The organism is Candidatus Pelagibacter sp. HIMB1695 (assembly GCF_052047655.1).
In the GTDB taxonomy this organism is placed as follows: Bacteria; Pseudomonadota; Alphaproteobacteria; order Pelagibacterales; family Pelagibacteraceae; genus Pelagibacter.
The window spans coordinates 240,899-255,587 of sequence record NZ_JBNAJT010000001.1; the positions used below are offsets into that span (position 1 = coordinate 240,899).

Genomic DNA, 14,689 nt, shown 5'->3' on the forward strand with positions numbered 1-14,689 from the left:
TTACTCCTTTTTTAGTGCTTTTGCTTTCTGCAAGGCGCACAATACAGTTCAAATGCCTACCGATTTAAAATTTTATGAAAATTCCATTTTAGCAGTTTTATGCCCGCAATAGGATCAAATCGGCATATGATAAATAGCATATTAGTTATGTTTTACAAGCTAAATATAAAATTGACTTTGAATAATTTAATAGTATTAATCCTCGCACAATGACAAAATTCACAAAAAAAGATCAAGTTACATCATCCTGGTACGAGATAGACGCAAAAAATGCAGTTGTGGGAAGATTAGCGACTGTTGTATCTAATATTATTAGAGGTAAAAATAAGACTACTTATACACCTCATATGGATGATGGTGATTTTGTTGTAGTAAAAAATATCGAGCAAGCAAAATTTACTGGTAAGAAGTTTCAAAATAAAAAGTACTATAGACATACAGGGCATCCTGGTGGAATTAAAGTTACTACACCAGAAAAACTTCATGAAAAAAAACCTGGAGAAACTTTAAAACTAGCAGTTAAAAGAATGTTGCCTGGAGGTGTTTTAGGTAGAAAACAATTAACAAAGTTAAAAATTTATTCAGGAAGTGAACATCCTCATGCTGCACAAAATCCAAAAGTTATAGAATTAGACAAACTAAACAATAAAAACATTGCAAGAAATTAATATGGAAAACGTACAATCAAACATAAAAACTCCAAAATTAAAGTTAGATTTTAAAGATAGTAAGTACGCGACAGGTAGAAGAAAAACTTCAATAGCGAAAGTTTGGTTAAAAAAAGGTTCTGGTAAAATTTATGTAAATGGCAAATTATATAATGAATATTTTGCTGATGAAATTCATAAAATGCAAATTACAAGACCTTTTGAGATTATAAATCAAGCTACAGATTATGATGTTAGATGTAGTGTAAAAGGTGGTGGACCTACAGGTCAAGCAGGAGCAATGGTTCATGGTATTTCTAAAGCTTTAGTTCTCTTTGATGAAAATTTAAAAACAACATTGAAAACTGAAAAGCTTACAACTAGAGACTCTAGAGCTGTTGAGAGAAAAAAACCAGGTAGAAGAAAAGCTAGAAGAAGCTTCCAGTTTTCTAAAAGATAATTTTTTTTACAATTTAAACTGCTATAATAAAAAATGTCTAAGCTTAATGCATTAGTTGCCGGATCTACAGGATATATTGGTGTTCAATTAATCAAGTTATTAGTTAACCACAAATATATTAATATTAGATATCTATGTGGAAATTCGTCTGTTGGAAAAAATATTTCTTATTATGATAAATCTTTATTAAAAAAAAAATTACCTAAAATTGTAAAATTTAATCCTAAATTGTTAAATGGTATTGATGTTGTTTTTACAGCTCTACCAAATGGTGAAGCTCAAGATATAGCAAAAAAACTTAATGATAATATTACTCTAATTGATTTAGCAGCAGATTTTAGATTAAAAAAAGCTAATGATTATTTAAAATGGTATAAACAAAAACATCGTGCTCCAAAACTACAGAAGAAAAGCATTTATTGTTTGCCAGAAATAAATCGTGATGAATTAAAAAATCACAATATTATTTCATGTCCAGGATGTTACCCAACATCAATATTATTACCTCTTGTTCCGCTAATTAAAAAAAAATTAGTTAAATTAGACAATATAATTATTGATTCAAAATCTGGATATTCTGGTGCCGGTAGAGGAGTTCATAAAAAATATAAAGATAAGAATTTATACGAGTCTTTAAGTGCTTATGGTGTTGGTTTTCATAGACATAATTCTGAAATTCATCAATTTTTATGCAAATTTACGAATAAAAATTTTCAATTTAGTTTTACTCCACATTTATCTCCAATGTTTAGAGGTATATTAAGTACAATTTATTTAGATTTAGAAAAAAATATAAATCAATCAAAAATCATCAAAACACTTGAGATGTTTTATAAGGGAGAAAATTTTGTTAAAATATTAGACTCTGATAAACTCTTGAGCACAAATGATGTTATCAATACAAACAATTGCTTTATCACGGTGTGTAAATCAAAATATAAAAATAAAATAATCATTATTTCTGCAATAGATAATTTAATCAAAGGTGGAGCAGGTCAGGCTGTTCAAAATTTAAATAATAAATTTAATTTTCCCGAAAGAACTGCTTTAAAATGAAATATTTGTTAATTATTTTTCTAATTTTTTTATGTAGTTGTTCTTTAAATAAAGATTCTCAGTATTGGACAGAACATCCTGCTGAAAATAAAAAAAATCAAAAAAAAATAACTGAAATACTTAAAAAGTCAGACGATATAACAAAAATGACATTAGAAGAATATGAGATTTATATAGATGACTATACTAAAAAAAGTAAATATCCAGATATAAGCAAATGAATAATATAGTGAATGTTGCAGTTGTTGGACTTGGTCAAGTTGGTAATTATTTATTTAATGAACTAATTGTTAAAAAAAAAGATATTGAACTTAAAACAGGCAAAAGAGTTAATGTAGTAGCTATTTCTGCAAAAAATATTAATAAAAAAAGAAAATATAAAATTAATAGAAAAATTTTTTATAAAAACCCTTTTGAAATATTTAAAAAAGAAAAAGTTGATATATTATTTGAAGTAATCGGACAATCTGATGGAGTTTCTAAAAAATTAGTTGAAACTGCTTTAAAGAATAAAATTCATGTAATTACACCAAACAAAGCTTTAATTTCAAAACATGGAAACAATTTAGCAAAACTAGCTGAAAAAAATAATGTCAATTTAGAATTCGAAGCATCTGTTGCTGGCGGGATACCGATATTGAGATCTATTAAAGAAGGATTAGCTACTAATAAATTATCTAAAGTTTATGGAATTTTAAATGGTACTTCAAATTATATATTATCAGAGATGGAAAATTCTGAGCAAAATTTTATAGATGTTTTGAAAAAAGCTCAGCTGCTTGGATATGCAGAACCTGGTAATCCTAAGTTAGATTTAAATGGTTTTGACGCATTCGCAAAAGTAAGAATTTTATCTGCTTTGGCTTTTAATAGTAAAATATCAAATAAAAAATGTTTAATGGAAGGAATAGAAAAAATTGATTTAAAAGATATTAAAATTGCAAATCAATTAGATTTAAGAATTAAACTACTGGGTATCTCTGAACTCAAAAATAATCAACTTTTTGAAACTGTTCATCCATGTCTTGTAAGTAAAAAATCATATATTGGTAATGTAAATGGAGTAATGAATGCTGTGATCCTTAATGGTAAGCCAGTAGGAGAAAGTGTATTACAAGGGGAGGGTGCTGGACCAGGTCCTACTTCATCATCTTTATTATCTGACTTATTATCTATATTAAGAGGAAACATCAAAAAGCCATTTGGTGTAAGTGTAAATAAGCTAAAATCTTTAAAGACTTACAACGTAAATAATTATGTTAATTCTCTATATTTAAGATTTGAAGTTAAAGATAAACCAGGTGTTTTATCTCAAATAACCAATCGTTTAGCTAAATATAAAATTTCTGTAAAAAGATTAATTCAAACTCCAGATAAAAAAAATAATAAAGCTACAATCGTAATAGTCACTCATAAAACTACGGAATTAAATTGTAATAGCTGTTTATCTATATTTAAAAAAAATAAGAATATCTTAAAATCACCTACGTTAATTAGATTACTTGATTAATGGAAATATATTTCAAACTTATTGAAGTATTATTTCCTGTATTTTTTGTTGTAGGGATTGGATATTATCTGGGCAAGAAAAAACCAGATTTTGATAATTCCTTTATAACTACTTTTGCTTCAAATGTTGGTACACCTGCAATGGTTATATATTCGATTACTTCTACAGGTATAACATTTGAACAATATACCAGTTATTTTATTTATTATTTAATTGCTATTGCTGGTTTTGGTTTAACAGGCTTGATTATTTTGCATTTATTAAAAACTAAAGATATCATTAGAGAAATCCCAGTCTTTCTTCTTCCTAATAATGGGAATATGGGTATTCCTATTTGTCTTTTTGCTTATGGTTCGCAAGGTTTAGGGATAGCCGCATCAATATCTTCGCTTATAATTTTACTTCACTTTACATTAGGAGTGTTTCTGGCTGACAGAAAATTTGATTTTAATATTTTAATTAAAAATCCACCTTTTTACGCAATTATATTTTCAGTTACATTTATTTATTTTGACCTGGAGATGCCCAAAGCAATTATTAATTTAACTGAATTATTAACATATACTGCAATTGTTTTAATATTGATGTCATTAGGAATTGCATTAACAAAATTAAAAGTTTTTTCTTTCACTAACTCAATTATTGCTTCTATTGGAAGAGTAATCATCGGACCTATAATTGGTTTTTTAATTATAATTTTTTTCGATCTTTCTGGATTTGGCGCAGGCGTTATTTTAATTCAATCTGCTATGCCAAGCGCTATTTTAAATTATTTAATTGGATCAATGTACTCGCCAAAGGAAATAGTAGATAACATCGCCAGCACCATTGTTGTTTCTACATTAATGTCATTTGTTACAGTTCCAATAGTTGTATTCTTTGCTTTAAAATACTTCTATTAAGATATATCTTTCAGCTGTGAAGGCTATAATTTTAAATGCGTCTGCTTGGATGATTGTCCCTGTTATGGATGCGTTTGCAAAATATTTAAGCTCATCAATGGATGTTTTGCAAATAACATGGGCTAGATATTTTTTTACCGTAGTTTTTACTTTGTCTTTAATGCTAATATTTTATAGGCAGTCATTAGTTTGGACTAAAAAACCAGCTCTTCAACTAATAAGAGGTTTGATATTTGTTTTTTCTACGTATTTATTCTTTTATTCTATATCTGAAATTTCACTCCCTAAAGCTTTAACGTTAGCATTTGTAGCACCAATTTGTGTAACAGCTTTATCTCCATTTTTTTTAAATGAGAAAGTAGGGGTAAAAAGATGGACTGCTGTATCATTAGGATTTGTTGGCACTTTGATTGTCATTAGACCTGGATTTATTGAACTTAATTTAGCTACTTTAGCTGCTTTAGGTAATGGAATTTGCTATGGATTTTACCTTATTATAACTAGAAAACTTAGCACTTCAGACAACCCTCTTTTAACACTTTTGCTTTCTGGGTTAATAGGAACAGTTATTATTAGCTTATTTATGCCTTCTGTATGGGTAAATCCCACTACAAATCAGTGGATTTTAATGGCTTTAATAGGCCTTATAGCCTCTGTAGCCCATCTTTTCTTAATTTTATCACTCAAATATGCTGATGCCTCAAAATTAGCTCCTTTGGGCTATACAGAAATCATAACAAACATATTAATTAGCTATTATTTCTTCCATGAATTACCTGATAATTGGACTTACTTAGGTCTTTTTATAATTGTCTTAAGTGGTCTCTATATAACCAGAAGAGAATACATTTTAAAAAGAAGTAATTAATAGTATTTATTTGTATACTAATTATTAATGTTTTACATTAATATATTTAATTAAATTATTGTAATTATTTAATTAATTATTTGTATATAAATATAATTAAAATGCATTAAAACTTACTGAAGTAGAGTAATATTTTAGTTTTTTAATTAAAATCATTTATATTAAGCGCTTTTTTGGATCAAATAGATATGTAAAAAACACTAAATTTAGTTAATAGAGTTTAAAAATAATATAAATTGCTAGAAGTGTTTAATTTCAACAGTTTTTTACTAATAAAATTCTAACGTATATTTTTTCATCAAAAATTGTAGGGCAGGCGGCTTAAAAAAACTGTAAAATACAGAAAATCTAAGACATTAAAAAAGGGTTGATATCATTGAAAAATAGAGCAATGCAGTAATAGAATATGCTCTTTAATCGCCCATAGAGGGTATTTATTTAGTTATGTTTAGTTATATGGTACAACTGAAGGGTGAAAAGCACTATTTACGTGATTATGTGTGAAAATTGCCTAAAAACCTTTATTTTCAACACTTTTTTAACCTTAAATGTCTACTTTTTCAGATCTAAGCAAACGCAGTTTAGTCTTAATTCCACCTTTTCCTGAGTACCCTCCGAGTGATCCATCAGTCCTAATTACCCTATGACAAGGTATTTTTGGAGGATATGGATTTTTACCAACTGCATTTGCAACTGCTCTATGTGCCTTTGGCTTTCCAATAGCTTTTGCCACCTGGAGGTAAGTTCTGACTTCTCCCTTAGGTATTTTTTTTAAGTAATTCCAAACTTTTATCTGAAATTTAGTCCCTTTTAAGTTCATATAATTCAAATCCTGTATTTTTAGCAATCTTATCATATAATTTTTTCGCCGTCTCATTGGAAGAGTGGGTTATCCAACGAATTCCGTCCCAATTATTTTCTTTAGATAAAGATTCTAGGTATTTTATAAGTTTTTGAGCTATTTTCTGACCTCTAAAATGTTCATCAACAAATAAATCTTCTAAAAATCCAATATATTGACCTTTAATTGGTCTTGGCATTGTTCTATAGTGTGCAATTCCAACAATTTTATCTTCAATTTCGTAACAAATTCCATTAACAACATGATTTTCGTCGTGTATCCAACTCCATAAAGTGTCTAAAATCTCTTGTTTCATAGGAACTTTATAAAATCTAGCATACCCACAATATAATTTTATCCAATTTTCTTTATCTTTTCTTTGAATTTTTCTAATCATTTATATTAATTATATTTTATAAATTATTGTAATTATTATCTTTTTTGATTTATGTAATTATATAATTTTTTAATCTTATCACTTGCACTTTTTTCAAACAATGCCGGTATAAATCCATGAATTAAAGCCATTAAACCTCCAATTAGCATTATAAAACTTACTTTTGTGGCCACAACCATGTGCTCACTATAAGTTTCATTAACTGAATTAAGATGTTGTTTAGATTTTTTTATCATAATTAATTAAAATATAGATATTGACTTATAAATTCTATTAATATATTATTTCCGATAATTAATGGTTATCGGAAATTATGTCTAATTTAATAAATATAAAAAATTTAGAATTTGAAACAATTAACAATTTAAAAAACTCAAAAGCCTCAAATACATTAAGAGCTTATCAAGCTGATTTTAAAGATTTTACAAATTTTTGCAGTCAAAACGGATTTAAAGAAATGCCAGCTAATCCAAAAATATTGTCATTATATTTAACTCAACTTTCATCTACATCTAAATACAGCACTTTAAAAAGAAGGATAGCATCAATAGGCATATTACATAAATTAAAGGGTCATTATCTGGACACCAAACATCCTATAATTGTTGAAAATTTAATGGGTATTAAAAGGAAATTTGGTATCAATCAAAAAGGTAAAAAACCATTATTAATCAATGATTTAAAATTAATTATTAATGTATTAGAAAATACCAAAGGGAATATTAATAAGAGATTAAGAGATAAAGCAATATTACTAATTGGGTTTTCTGGAGGATTTAGAAGATCAGAATTAGTGAATATCGATTATGAAGATTTAGAATTCGTAAATGAAGGTGTTAAAATTTTTATTAAAAGATCAAAAACTGACCAATCTGGAGAAGGGTCAATAAAAGCTATACCCTACTTTGATAACGAAATTTATTGTCCCGTAAAAACTTTGAAAAACTGGTTAAATGAAAAAAAAATTAAAACTGGAAAAATTTTTAATGTTTCAGATAAAACAATAGCCTTAATAATAAAGAAATACTCAAATTTAGCAGGTTTTGATAGTAATAAATATGCGGGTCACAGTTTAAGATCAGGATTTGCCACATCTGCAGCTGAAGCTGGAGCTGAAGAAAGAAGTATAATGAATATGACAGGTCATAAATCAACAGAAATGGTCAGAAGATATATAAAAGAAGCAAACTTATTTAAAAATAACGCATTAAATAAAATTAAGTTTTAATTATTTCATTTCGATATGAGTCTATTTTTTTTGAAATAAATTGATGAGTTAATATAAAATTTTTTAAAGAATCTTTTTGTAACTTTTTCATTAAATCGGGGTATTTAATTAATTTGTTTATTGCGTTGAAAACAGATTGATAAGAAAGTTGTTTTAATTTAATTGAATGCTTTGAAGCCTCTTTTAATCCACCTCTATTACTGACTATTAAAGCACAACCCCGACTACTAGCTTCTAAAGCAGTACGACCAAATGGCTCTTCCCATCTTGATGGTACTACACAAATGCTTACTTTTTTTAGTAAATTCATAACATAATTATGTTTCTTAAAACCCAATTTTTTTAAATTTTTATGATTAAAATCTAATTCCTCTCTTGGTTCATCTCCAATAACAATAGCTTTCCAATTTAAATACTTATCTAAAATTTTAATTACAGCTTTACCAAATAAATCATATCCTTTTGATGAATTTAATCTACCTATAAAGCATATAATTTTTTCTTTACTCTGTAATTTAACTTTACATTTATTGGTGGATTGATGAATTACTAACAATTTTTTTTTTAAATTTTTCGTGATATTTAAATTAGTTAAAAACTTTTTTTTTGTCCATTGACTATTAAAAACTATAAATTTTAAATTTTTAATTAGATTAAGTCTTTCAGATTTTGTTTTTGAACCCTTTTGCTTTGTCGGGTCATTATGAAAGTATAAAACTATGTTATCAAAACTTTTTAAAAGATATTTTACATAGTTTGGTCTGTTGTGAATTTCTAAAATATCAATTTTTTTATTTGATGTTTTATCAATAAATTTTTTCAAATACTGTTTAGTTAAGCTTGAAAATAATTTTTTTTTAAGATCAATGTTAATATAATTTTTTGAAAATCTATTTGAATAATTTGTGCTGCCATATATTGTTATATTTTTTTTAAAGGTACTAAAATTAATTACATCTTTAAGAAAAATTGATATAGATCCAGGATAGTTGGGTGAATAATTCTCCTTATACGGTAACAATATTCCTATTTTCATTTATCTAATAAAATAGCTCTTTTTTTTCTATCTTTCTTAAGTTTATATTCATAAGACATCGCCTTCGATTTGTCTTTGAAATATCTTTTATATATTAAAACCCATTTGTAACCTCTTGTGGATTTTGCACCCTTGTTGCTATTGTGTTTATTTATTCTTTCTGAAAGATTGCTAGTATATCCAACGTAAGACTTATTAGATTTGTTATTATTGATAGATTTTAACATATATACGTAATATGTCATAAATGGCGGTCCCTAGGGGAATCGAACCCCTCTTTCGAGGATGAAAACCACGTGTCCTAACCGATAGACGAAGGGACCAAAAAGCTGTTTTTTATTGTAAAAGAGATGATTAATCAAGCTTATCATTTAATAAATTTTTTGTAATAATTACTTTTTTCAAGCCTGTTGACTTATGGGTAACTAGCGTTTCAGTTAAATACTCATTATCATTAATTTCAACCCCTTTTACTAAATCCCCAGAAGTAATACCTGTGGCACAAAAAATAGAATCTCCTGTAATAATTTCGTCTAAATTATATTTTTTTGCAAAATCATTTATACCCATTTTCTTTGCTCTTAGTTTTTCTTCATCACTTTTAAAAAGAAATCTTCCTTGAAAGGTGCAATTATAAGCATCCAAGGCAGAGGCCGCTAAAACACCCTCAGGCCCACCACCAGTACCAAGAAAAATATCAACACCATATTTTTTATCTGTAACCAATAAAGCACCCGAAACATCTCCATCTGTAATTAATTTTAAATTAACTTTTAAATCTTTTAATTCTTCAATAATTTCTCTATGTCTAGGCCTATCTAATAAGCAGGCTGTTATATTTTCAGGAGATTTATTCAAATATTCACTCAAATTAAAAATATTTTTTTTAATTGAATAATCTAAATCAATAACTTCATTTTCATGTACATTTGCTGAAATTTTTTGCATATATGTTTCTGGTGCATTGAATAAATTATTTTTTGCCGACACTGCGAGCACACATAAAGCACCAGGTAAGTTATTTGCTGCAAAATTGGTTCCTTCTAATGGATCAACAGCAATATCAAATTCTGGTCCATTCATTTGACCAAGCTCTTCTCCTATATAAAGCATTGGAGCTTCGTCTAATTCTCCCTCACCAATTACAATTTTACCATGAATACTAAGTTTATTTAGTTCTTCACGCATAGAGTCAACGGCAGCTTTATCAGCTGCAATTTTATCTTTTTTTCCTACTAAAGAATATGAAGCTATTGCTGCTTTAGAAGTTACATTAACAAATTTATCGACAAATATTTTATCTATTGTCATTAAATTTTTTCATCGATTAATTCGTCTTGGTTAATTTTTGATTCAAACTCTCTTAAACGTTTATATACGCTTGCAAGCTCAATAATTGTTGGCCATGCTTTTAAAATATATTGCATGGAACCCTCTACCCTTCCAAAGGCTCTAATTATTTGCTGCATTACACCTAGAGTTACTGCTCCTGCTACAATTGCTGGAGCTAAAAATACATATGCTGATAATACATTAGCCTGCAAATAAGCAATTCTTCCTATATTGAAGTATAAATACCTAATGTAGCTTAAGAAATGTATGCTTCTAACTCCATCGAATAGTTCTTCTATTGTTTTAGGTCTTACTGTTCCATCATCCTCTGCGATAACTAATATTTTTCTATATGCTGCTTCTTTTTTTTGAAGATCGTATTCAACACCAACTAATCTTAAAATTAATCCAAGTAGAATTAAAAATATAGTTCCTCCTACAGACCAAAATAGAGCACCAACAATTAAACCATAGTCCCAGTCACCAAAAAAAAATATTGGTATTCCGACACTTAATCCAAATAAAATTGGCATAAACTCTATAAGAATCATTAGAGCCTCAATTAAACTTGTTCCAAGAGACTCCATTATCCTAGAAAATTTTATTGTGTCCTCTTGTACTCTTTGTGCGGCTCCTTCTATTTTTCGAGCTTTATCATAAACGCTATGATACCATTCAACCATAGCAGTTCTCCATCTGAATAAATAGTGTGAAGTAAAAAAACTAACTATAACTGCAACACCAACGTAAAAAGCAGCCAGTGTTATAAAAGATAATAAGCTTGCCCAATATTCATCAATTGTAATTGAGTTTGGTGCACCTAAGGCTTTTTGTATCATGTCATAAAATTCACCAAACCATTCATTGATTTTTACATCAATTTTTACCTGTATCCAGAGTGATGATAATATTATTGCTGAACCAATCCATGACCAAAGAAGCCAATGTTTTTGAGTAAAAAATCTAAACATTTTCTATTTTAAAAAATTATCAGCGTAGGATTTTTTTACAGTTTTTCTTTTTCTAGGTTCAATTAATTCAAACTCTATTTTCTTTTTTTTTGCATAATTGATAGCTAATTCTTTATTTGAAAATTCTAACTTTAATTCTGAATAAGTATCAGTTGAGCTTTCCCAACCCATCAAAGGATTCTTAGTGGGATCTTTAGTTTTAAATTCCAATATCCATTTTTCATTTTTTGCTAATCCAGATTGCATTGGGTTTTTGTTTGGAATGTAAATTATAGCTTTTTTCATAATAATGGTCGGAGTGGCAGGATTCGAACCTGCGACCCTCTGGTCCCAAACCAGATGCGCTACCAGGCTGCGCTACACTCCGATCGATGTACTAATACAGTAGTTATTGATAATTTCAACGTATAAAGAAGCCTAAAATAAAAGAAATTTCGATAAAATCTGGTATATAACGAAGCATGATAATTACCTGCCCTTGTGAAAAGAAACAGTTCAAAATTGATGAGTCATTAATTCCTCAAGAAGGACGAGAACTGCAATGCGGCACATGTGAAAGAATTTGGTTTTATAAACCGGAAAATGAAAAAAAAGAACCATTAACATTAAATGAAAATATAACTAAAGATAAACCAGAGCAAATTGCTGAAAAAAAAGACAAAAATTTTGAATTTAGCAAACAGTTACCGAAAGAAGAAAAAAATAAAACTGAAACAAAAGAAGAAAAATCAAATGAAATATCAAAGTCTGTTGAAAAATCTGCTAATAAAGATTTCAAAATATTCTCTTATTTAATTGTATTTATTATATCTTCTGTTGCTTTAATTATTTTGCTTGATACTTTAAAAAATCTACTAATCAATGTTTTTCCAGGATTAGAAATTATATTATTTAACCTTTTTGAAACCTTGAAAGATATAAAACTATTTATTATAGACCTAATTTAATTTTATGATTAATTATATATCTAAACCATTTAGATGGTTCTTTAAATTAGAAGCTGCAAGTGGTCTTGTATTATTGTTTGCTGCAATAATTGCATTATTTATAAGCAACTCTGGTCTAGCAAATTTATATTTTGCTACCTTAAATAAGTATTTATTTATAGGTATAAACAATTTTGGATTAAAATTATCAGTATTACATTGGATCAATGATGCCTTAATGGCAATATTCTTTTTCTTTGTTACTTTGGAAATAAAAAGAGAATTTTTACAAGGTGAACTTTCCAATATTAAACAAGCTTTACTGCCAATCATCGCTGCTGTGGGAGGAATGTTGGTACCTGCATTATTTTATGTTTTCATAAATTTAGGAGACAGTGAAACTTTAAATGGATGGGCAATACCATCAGCTACAGATATAGCTTTTTCTTTAGGAGTTTTATCATTGCTTGGAAAAAGAGTTCCGTTATCATTAAAAGTATTCTTAACTGCTTTGGCTATAATTGATGATTTAGGAGCGATAGTAATTATTGCCCTATTCTACTCTGGAGATTTAAGCATAAAATATTTAACCCTAATGCTATTAGCTTTTATTGTTTTGTTATTAATAAATAAATTTAATATTAAAAAATTTTTACCATATTTAGTTGTTGGACTTTTTCTTTGGGATTTTACCCATAATTCAGGTATCCACGCTACAATAGCTGGTGTTTTGTTGGCTATGACAATACCTCATAGAAAAAAAGACAAAGATTTTTCATTATTGATAAAAATAGAACATGCAATTAGTCCGTATGTTGCCTTTGGTATAATGCCTTTATTTGCATTTGCAAATGCGGGTGTATCTCTTGAAGGTTTATCTTTTGCTTCATTGTTAGATAAGGTTCCACTAGGTATTGTGCTCGGTTTATTCTTGGGTAAACAACTTGGTGTATTTGTATTCTCGTATATATCAATAAAATTAAAAGTAGCCCAAATGCCAAACGATACAAGTTGGTACAATTTTTATGGAGTTGGAGTTCTTACTGGTATTGGTTTTACAATGAGTTTGTTTGTAGGAAATTTGGCTTTTGTTGAAAACATGCAATATATTGATGGTGTAAAAATAGGCGTTTTGACTGGTTCGCTATTATCCACTTTATTTGGTTATTTTTTAATATTACTTACTCCAAATAAACCTAAGAAATGAGAAAAGTAGTATTTCTATTTTCAATATTTATGTTTTTTTTTAAAACCTCAGCAACAGCAAACTATGAAAAAAAGTTTTATGATTTCACTATTCAAAGCATTACCGGTGAAACAATAAATCTAAATGATTACAAAGATAAAGTTATTCTAGTAGTTAATACAGCTAGTTTTTGTGGTTTTACCAAACAATATGATGAATTGCAGGAATTATGGGATTTATATAAAAATAAAGGTTTAGTTGTTCTTGGAGTCCCCTCAAACTCTTTTAATCAAGAAAAAAAAAATAATGCAGATGTAAAAGAGTTCTGTGAAGTAAATTTCAATATCAATTTTCCACTAACTACAATCACAGAAGTTAAAGGAGAAAATGCTCATGAACTTTTCAAGTGGGCAAAAGATAATCATGGTAAATCTGCTGTTCCAAAATGGAATTTTCATAAAATTTTAATTAACAAAGAAGGAAAAGTTGAAGATACATTTGCATCTTTTACTAAACCAATGTCAAAAAAGTTGATTAAATCAATTGAAAATATTTTATAATTCTAAAGTTAAACCATCATAAGCAGGTAAAACATTCTTAGGTAATAACTTTTTAAGTTCCTTATAATCTAACACAGGTGATAAATTTGTTAGAATAGCTTTTTTAGGTTTAAATATTTTTATTATATTAAGTGAATTTTCTAAATTGAAATGTGATGGATGAAAATTGTACCACAAACAATCAATTATTAAATATTTTAAGTTTTTAAAATATTTAAAATCCTTTTCATAAATTTTGCTAACATCACTGATATAAGCTAATTTTTTATCAATAATAAAACAATTTGAATTTACTTTGCCATGCTCAACCGTAATAGATTGAATATTAATTTTTTTATTCTTATTTCTTGTATAAATATTTTTTGGCAATTTATTTATATTTAATGTTGCTGGATATTCTTTTGAGTAACTTTTGAAAATGTATGAAAATGAATTTTTAAGATATTTGGAAGTATCTATATCTGCATAAACATTAATTTGTTTTCTACTATTTATATAAAAAGATCTTAAATCATTAATTCCATGAGTTTGATCTCCATGCATATGCGAGAAAAGAACTTTATTAATTTTTTTAATTTTATGTCTTAAAAGTTGTTGTCTTAAATCAGGAGAGGTATCTATTAGTATATTTTCATCAGTAGTTTTCAATAAAGCTGAGCATCTTGTTCTGTAATTTTTTTTATTATTTGGGTCACAATTTCCAAAAAAACCATCTGGTCTTGGTACACCCATTGAACTACCACAGCCTAAAATAATAAATTTCATATTT

Annotated in this window: 20 protein-coding genes, 2 tRNA genes and 1 riboswitch; of the genes, 11 read left to right on the plus strand and 11 right to left on the minus strand. The window is 27.5% G+C overall.

Annotation, left to right across the window (positions count from 1 at the left end; all coding sequences use genetic code 11):
* A riboswitch (SAM riboswitch) is annotated at window positions 1-67 on the minus strand.
* A 142-nt stretch (window positions 68-209) separates the two neighbouring features.
* The 7 genes from rplM to ACTTAX_RS01390 are packed head-to-tail and all read left to right on the plus strand — an operon-like array spanning window position 210 to window position 5,443.
* Complete coding sequence (gene rplM, locus ACTTAX_RS01360) at window positions 210-668, plus strand: 50S ribosomal protein L13 (RefSeq protein WP_440614344.1); 459 nt, start codon at window positions 210-212, stop codon at window positions 666-668.
* Window position 669: 1 nt separating this feature from the next.
* Window positions 670-1,107: a 30S ribosomal protein S9 gene (rpsI, locus tag ACTTAX_RS01365; protein WP_440633395.1), complete on the plus strand. Its 438-nt coding sequence runs from the start codon at window positions 670-672 to the stop codon at window positions 1,105-1,107.
* 33 nt (window positions 1,108-1,140) lie between these two features.
* Complete coding sequence (gene argC, locus ACTTAX_RS01370) at window positions 1,141-2,163, plus strand: N-acetyl-gamma-glutamyl-phosphate reductase (protein ID WP_440692276.1); 1,023 nt, start codon at window positions 1,141-1,143, stop codon at window positions 2,161-2,163.
* Window positions 2,160-2,384 carry a hypothetical protein gene (locus tag ACTTAX_RS01375; RefSeq protein WP_440692277.1) on the plus strand — a complete coding sequence of 75 codons (225 nt, stop codon included), beginning with the start codon at window positions 2,160-2,162 and terminating at the stop codon, window positions 2,382-2,384. Before argC ends, ACTTAX_RS01375 begins: the two co-directional genes overlap by 4 nt.
* Complete coding sequence (locus ACTTAX_RS01380) at window positions 2,381-3,673, plus strand: homoserine dehydrogenase (RefSeq protein WP_440692279.1); 1,293 nt, start codon at window positions 2,381-2,383, stop codon at window positions 3,671-3,673. The genes ACTTAX_RS01375 and ACTTAX_RS01380 overlap by 4 nt, the downstream gene beginning before the upstream one ends.
* Window positions 3,673-4,575, plus strand: a complete 903-nt coding sequence (locus ACTTAX_RS01385) for an AEC family transporter (protein WP_440692280.1) — start codon at window positions 3,673-3,675, stop codon at window positions 4,573-4,575. The genes ACTTAX_RS01380 and ACTTAX_RS01385 overlap by 1 nt, the downstream gene beginning before the upstream one ends.
* Window positions 4,576-4,591: 16 nt before the next feature.
* Window positions 4,592-5,443: a DMT family transporter gene (locus tag ACTTAX_RS01390; protein ID WP_440692282.1), complete on the plus strand. Its 852-nt coding sequence runs from the start codon at window positions 4,592-4,594 to the stop codon at window positions 5,441-5,443.
* Between the two features lie 544 nt (window positions 5,444-5,987).
* Here the strand turns inward: ACTTAX_RS01390 and ACTTAX_RS01395 are convergent.
* Genes ACTTAX_RS01395 through ACTTAX_RS01405 form a run of 3 tightly spaced genes read right to left on the minus strand, consistent with a single transcriptional unit; the run spans window position 5,988 to window position 6,917 of the window.
* Entirely contained in the window at window positions 5,988-6,263 is a 276-nt protein-coding gene (locus ACTTAX_RS01395) for a methylated-DNA--[protein]-cysteine S-methyltransferase (RefSeq protein ID WP_440618399.1), read from the minus strand.
* Window positions 6,244-6,681: an N-acetyltransferase family protein gene (locus ACTTAX_RS01400; RefSeq protein ID WP_440692283.1), complete on the minus strand. Its 438-nt coding sequence runs from the start codon at window positions 6,679-6,681 to the stop codon at window positions 6,244-6,246. Before ACTTAX_RS01400 ends, ACTTAX_RS01395 begins: the two co-directional genes overlap by 20 nt.
* A 35-nt stretch (window positions 6,682-6,716) precedes the next feature.
* A complete protein-coding gene (locus ACTTAX_RS01405) occupies window positions 6,717-6,917 on the minus strand; it encodes a DUF6356 family protein (protein WP_440692284.1) in 201 nt (66 codons plus the stop codon).
* A 77-nt stretch (window positions 6,918-6,994) separates the two neighbouring features.
* Between ACTTAX_RS01405 and ACTTAX_RS01410 the strand changes: the two genes are divergently transcribed.
* Complete coding sequence (locus tag ACTTAX_RS01410; RefSeq protein WP_440692286.1) at window positions 6,995-7,909, plus strand: site-specific integrase; 915 nt, start codon at window positions 6,995-6,997, stop codon at window positions 7,907-7,909.
* Here the strand turns inward: ACTTAX_RS01410 and ACTTAX_RS01415 are convergent.
* The 7 genes from ACTTAX_RS01415 to ACTTAX_RS01445 all read right to left on the minus strand — a co-directional run bounded on the left by ACTTAX_RS01415 (window position 7,899) and on the right by ACTTAX_RS01445 (window position 11,615).
* Window positions 7,899-8,945 (minus strand): glycosyltransferase family 4 protein, encoded by a 1,047-nt coding sequence (locus tag ACTTAX_RS01415; RefSeq protein ID WP_440692287.1) that lies wholly within the window; start codon window positions 8,943-8,945, stop codon window positions 7,899-7,901. The genes ACTTAX_RS01410 and ACTTAX_RS01415 overlap by 11 nt on opposite strands.
* Window positions 8,942-9,190, minus strand: coding sequence for a GIY-YIG nuclease family protein (locus ACTTAX_RS01420; RefSeq protein WP_440692289.1), 249 nt, complete (start codon window positions 9,188-9,190; stop codon window positions 8,942-8,944). Before ACTTAX_RS01420 ends, ACTTAX_RS01415 begins: the two co-directional genes overlap by 4 nt.
* A gap of 3 nt (window positions 9,191-9,193) precedes the next feature.
* A tRNA-Glu gene (locus ACTTAX_RS01425) sits at window positions 9,194-9,268 on the minus strand.
* 31 nt (window positions 9,269-9,299) lie between these two features.
* The gene (gene glpX, locus ACTTAX_RS01430; protein ID WP_440692291.1) at window positions 9,300-10,256 is read right to left on the minus strand and encodes a class II fructose-bisphosphatase; all 957 of its coding nucleotides are present in this window, start codon (window positions 10,254-10,256) and stop codon (window positions 9,300-9,302) included.
* Complete coding sequence (locus ACTTAX_RS01435) at window positions 10,256-11,248, minus strand: putative transporter (protein WP_440692293.1); 993 nt, start codon at window positions 11,246-11,248, stop codon at window positions 10,256-10,258. Before ACTTAX_RS01435 ends, glpX begins: the two co-directional genes overlap by 1 nt.
* A gap of 3 nt (window positions 11,249-11,251) precedes the next feature.
* Window positions 11,252-11,533 carry an ETC complex I subunit gene (locus ACTTAX_RS01440; protein WP_440692295.1) on the minus strand — a complete coding sequence of 94 codons (282 nt, stop codon included), beginning with the start codon at window positions 11,531-11,533 and terminating at the stop codon, window positions 11,252-11,254.
* A 5-nt stretch (window positions 11,534-11,538) separates the two neighbouring features.
* Window positions 11,539-11,615, minus strand: a tRNA-Pro gene (locus ACTTAX_RS01445).
* 94 nt (window positions 11,616-11,709) lie between these two features.
* On the opposite strand from ACTTAX_RS01445, the gene ACTTAX_RS01450 reads away from it, so the two are divergent.
* The 3 genes from ACTTAX_RS01450 to ACTTAX_RS01460 are packed head-to-tail and all read left to right on the plus strand — an operon-like array spanning window position 11,710 to window position 13,920.
* Window positions 11,710-12,195 (plus strand): zinc-ribbon domain-containing protein, encoded by a 486-nt coding sequence (locus tag ACTTAX_RS01450; RefSeq protein WP_440692296.1) that lies wholly within the window; start codon window positions 11,710-11,712, stop codon window positions 12,193-12,195.
* A 4-nt stretch (window positions 12,196-12,199) separates the two neighbouring features.
* Entirely contained in the window at window positions 12,200-13,381 is a 1,182-nt protein-coding gene (nhaA, locus tag ACTTAX_RS01455) for a Na+/H+ antiporter NhaA (RefSeq protein WP_440692298.1), read from the plus strand.
* Window positions 13,378-13,920 (plus strand): glutathione peroxidase, encoded by a 543-nt coding sequence (locus tag ACTTAX_RS01460; RefSeq protein ID WP_440692299.1) that lies wholly within the window; start codon window positions 13,378-13,380, stop codon window positions 13,918-13,920. The genes nhaA and ACTTAX_RS01460 overlap by 4 nt, the downstream gene beginning before the upstream one ends.
* On the opposite strand, the gene ACTTAX_RS01465 is transcribed toward ACTTAX_RS01460, so the two are convergent.
* Window positions 13,915-14,685 (minus strand): MBL fold metallo-hydrolase, encoded by a 771-nt coding sequence (locus ACTTAX_RS01465; RefSeq protein WP_440692301.1) that lies wholly within the window; start codon window positions 14,683-14,685, stop codon window positions 13,915-13,917. The two genes, ACTTAX_RS01460 and ACTTAX_RS01465, sit on opposite strands and share 6 nt — an antisense overlap.
* Window positions 14,686-14,689 lie beyond the last annotated feature (4 nt).

Bases quoted from the DNA above. Each gene is read 5' to 3' on its own strand.
- rplM (WP_440614344.1), top strand. From the start codon at position 210: ATGACAAAATTCACAAAAAAAGATCAAGTTACATCATCCTGGTACGAG.
- rpsI (WP_440633395.1), top strand. From the start codon at position 670: ATGGAAAACGTACAATCAAACATAAAAACTCCAAAATTAAAGTTAGAT.
- argC (WP_440692276.1), top strand. From the start codon at position 1,141: ATGTCTAAGCTTAATGCATTAGTTGCCGGATCTACAGGATATATTGGT.
- ACTTAX_RS01375 (WP_440692277.1), top strand. From the start codon at position 2,160: ATGAAATATTTGTTAATTATTTTTCTAATTTTTTTATGTAGTTGTTCT.
- ACTTAX_RS01380 (WP_440692279.1), top strand. From the start codon at position 2,381: ATGAATAATATAGTGAATGTTGCAGTTGTTGGACTTGGTCAAGTTGGT.
- ACTTAX_RS01385 (WP_440692280.1), top strand. From the start codon at position 3,673: ATGGAAATATATTTCAAACTTATTGAAGTATTATTTCCTGTATTTTTT.
- ACTTAX_RS01395 (WP_440618399.1), bottom strand. From the start codon at position 6,263: ATGAACTTAAAAGGGACTAAATTTCAGATAAAAGTTTGGAATTACTTA.
- ACTTAX_RS01400 (WP_440692283.1), bottom strand. From the start codon at position 6,681: ATGATTAGAAAAATTCAAAGAAAAGATAAAGAAAATTGGATAAAATTA.
- ACTTAX_RS01405 (WP_440692284.1), bottom strand. From the start codon at position 6,917: ATGATAAAAAAATCTAAACAACATCTTAATTCAGTTAATGAAACTTAT.
- ACTTAX_RS01410 (WP_440692286.1), top strand. From the start codon at position 6,995: ATGTCTAATTTAATAAATATAAAAAATTTAGAATTTGAAACAATTAAC.
- ACTTAX_RS01415 (WP_440692287.1), bottom strand. From the start codon at position 8,945: ATGAAAATAGGAATATTGTTACCGTATAAGGAGAATTATTCACCCAAC.
- ACTTAX_RS01420 (WP_440692289.1), bottom strand. From the start codon at position 9,190: ATGACATATTACGTATATATGTTAAAATCTATCAATAATAACAAATCT.
- glpX (WP_440692291.1), bottom strand. From the start codon at position 10,256: ATGACAATAGATAAAATATTTGTCGATAAATTTGTTAATGTAACTTCT.
- ACTTAX_RS01435 (WP_440692293.1), bottom strand. From the start codon at position 11,248: ATGTTTAGATTTTTTACTCAAAAACATTGGCTTCTTTGGTCATGGATT.
- ACTTAX_RS01440 (WP_440692295.1), bottom strand. From the start codon at position 11,533: ATGAAAAAAGCTATAATTTACATTCCAAACAAAAACCCAATGCAATCT.
- ACTTAX_RS01450 (WP_440692296.1), top strand. From the start codon at position 11,710: ATGATAATTACCTGCCCTTGTGAAAAGAAACAGTTCAAAATTGATGAG.
- nhaA (WP_440692298.1), top strand. From the start codon at position 12,200: ATGATTAATTATATATCTAAACCATTTAGATGGTTCTTTAAATTAGAA.
- ACTTAX_RS01460 (WP_440692299.1), top strand. From the start codon at position 13,378: ATGAGAAAAGTAGTATTTCTATTTTCAATATTTATGTTTTTTTTTAAA.
- ACTTAX_RS01465 (WP_440692301.1), bottom strand. From the start codon at position 14,685: ATGAAATTTATTATTTTAGGCTGTGGTAGTTCAATGGGTGTACCAAGA.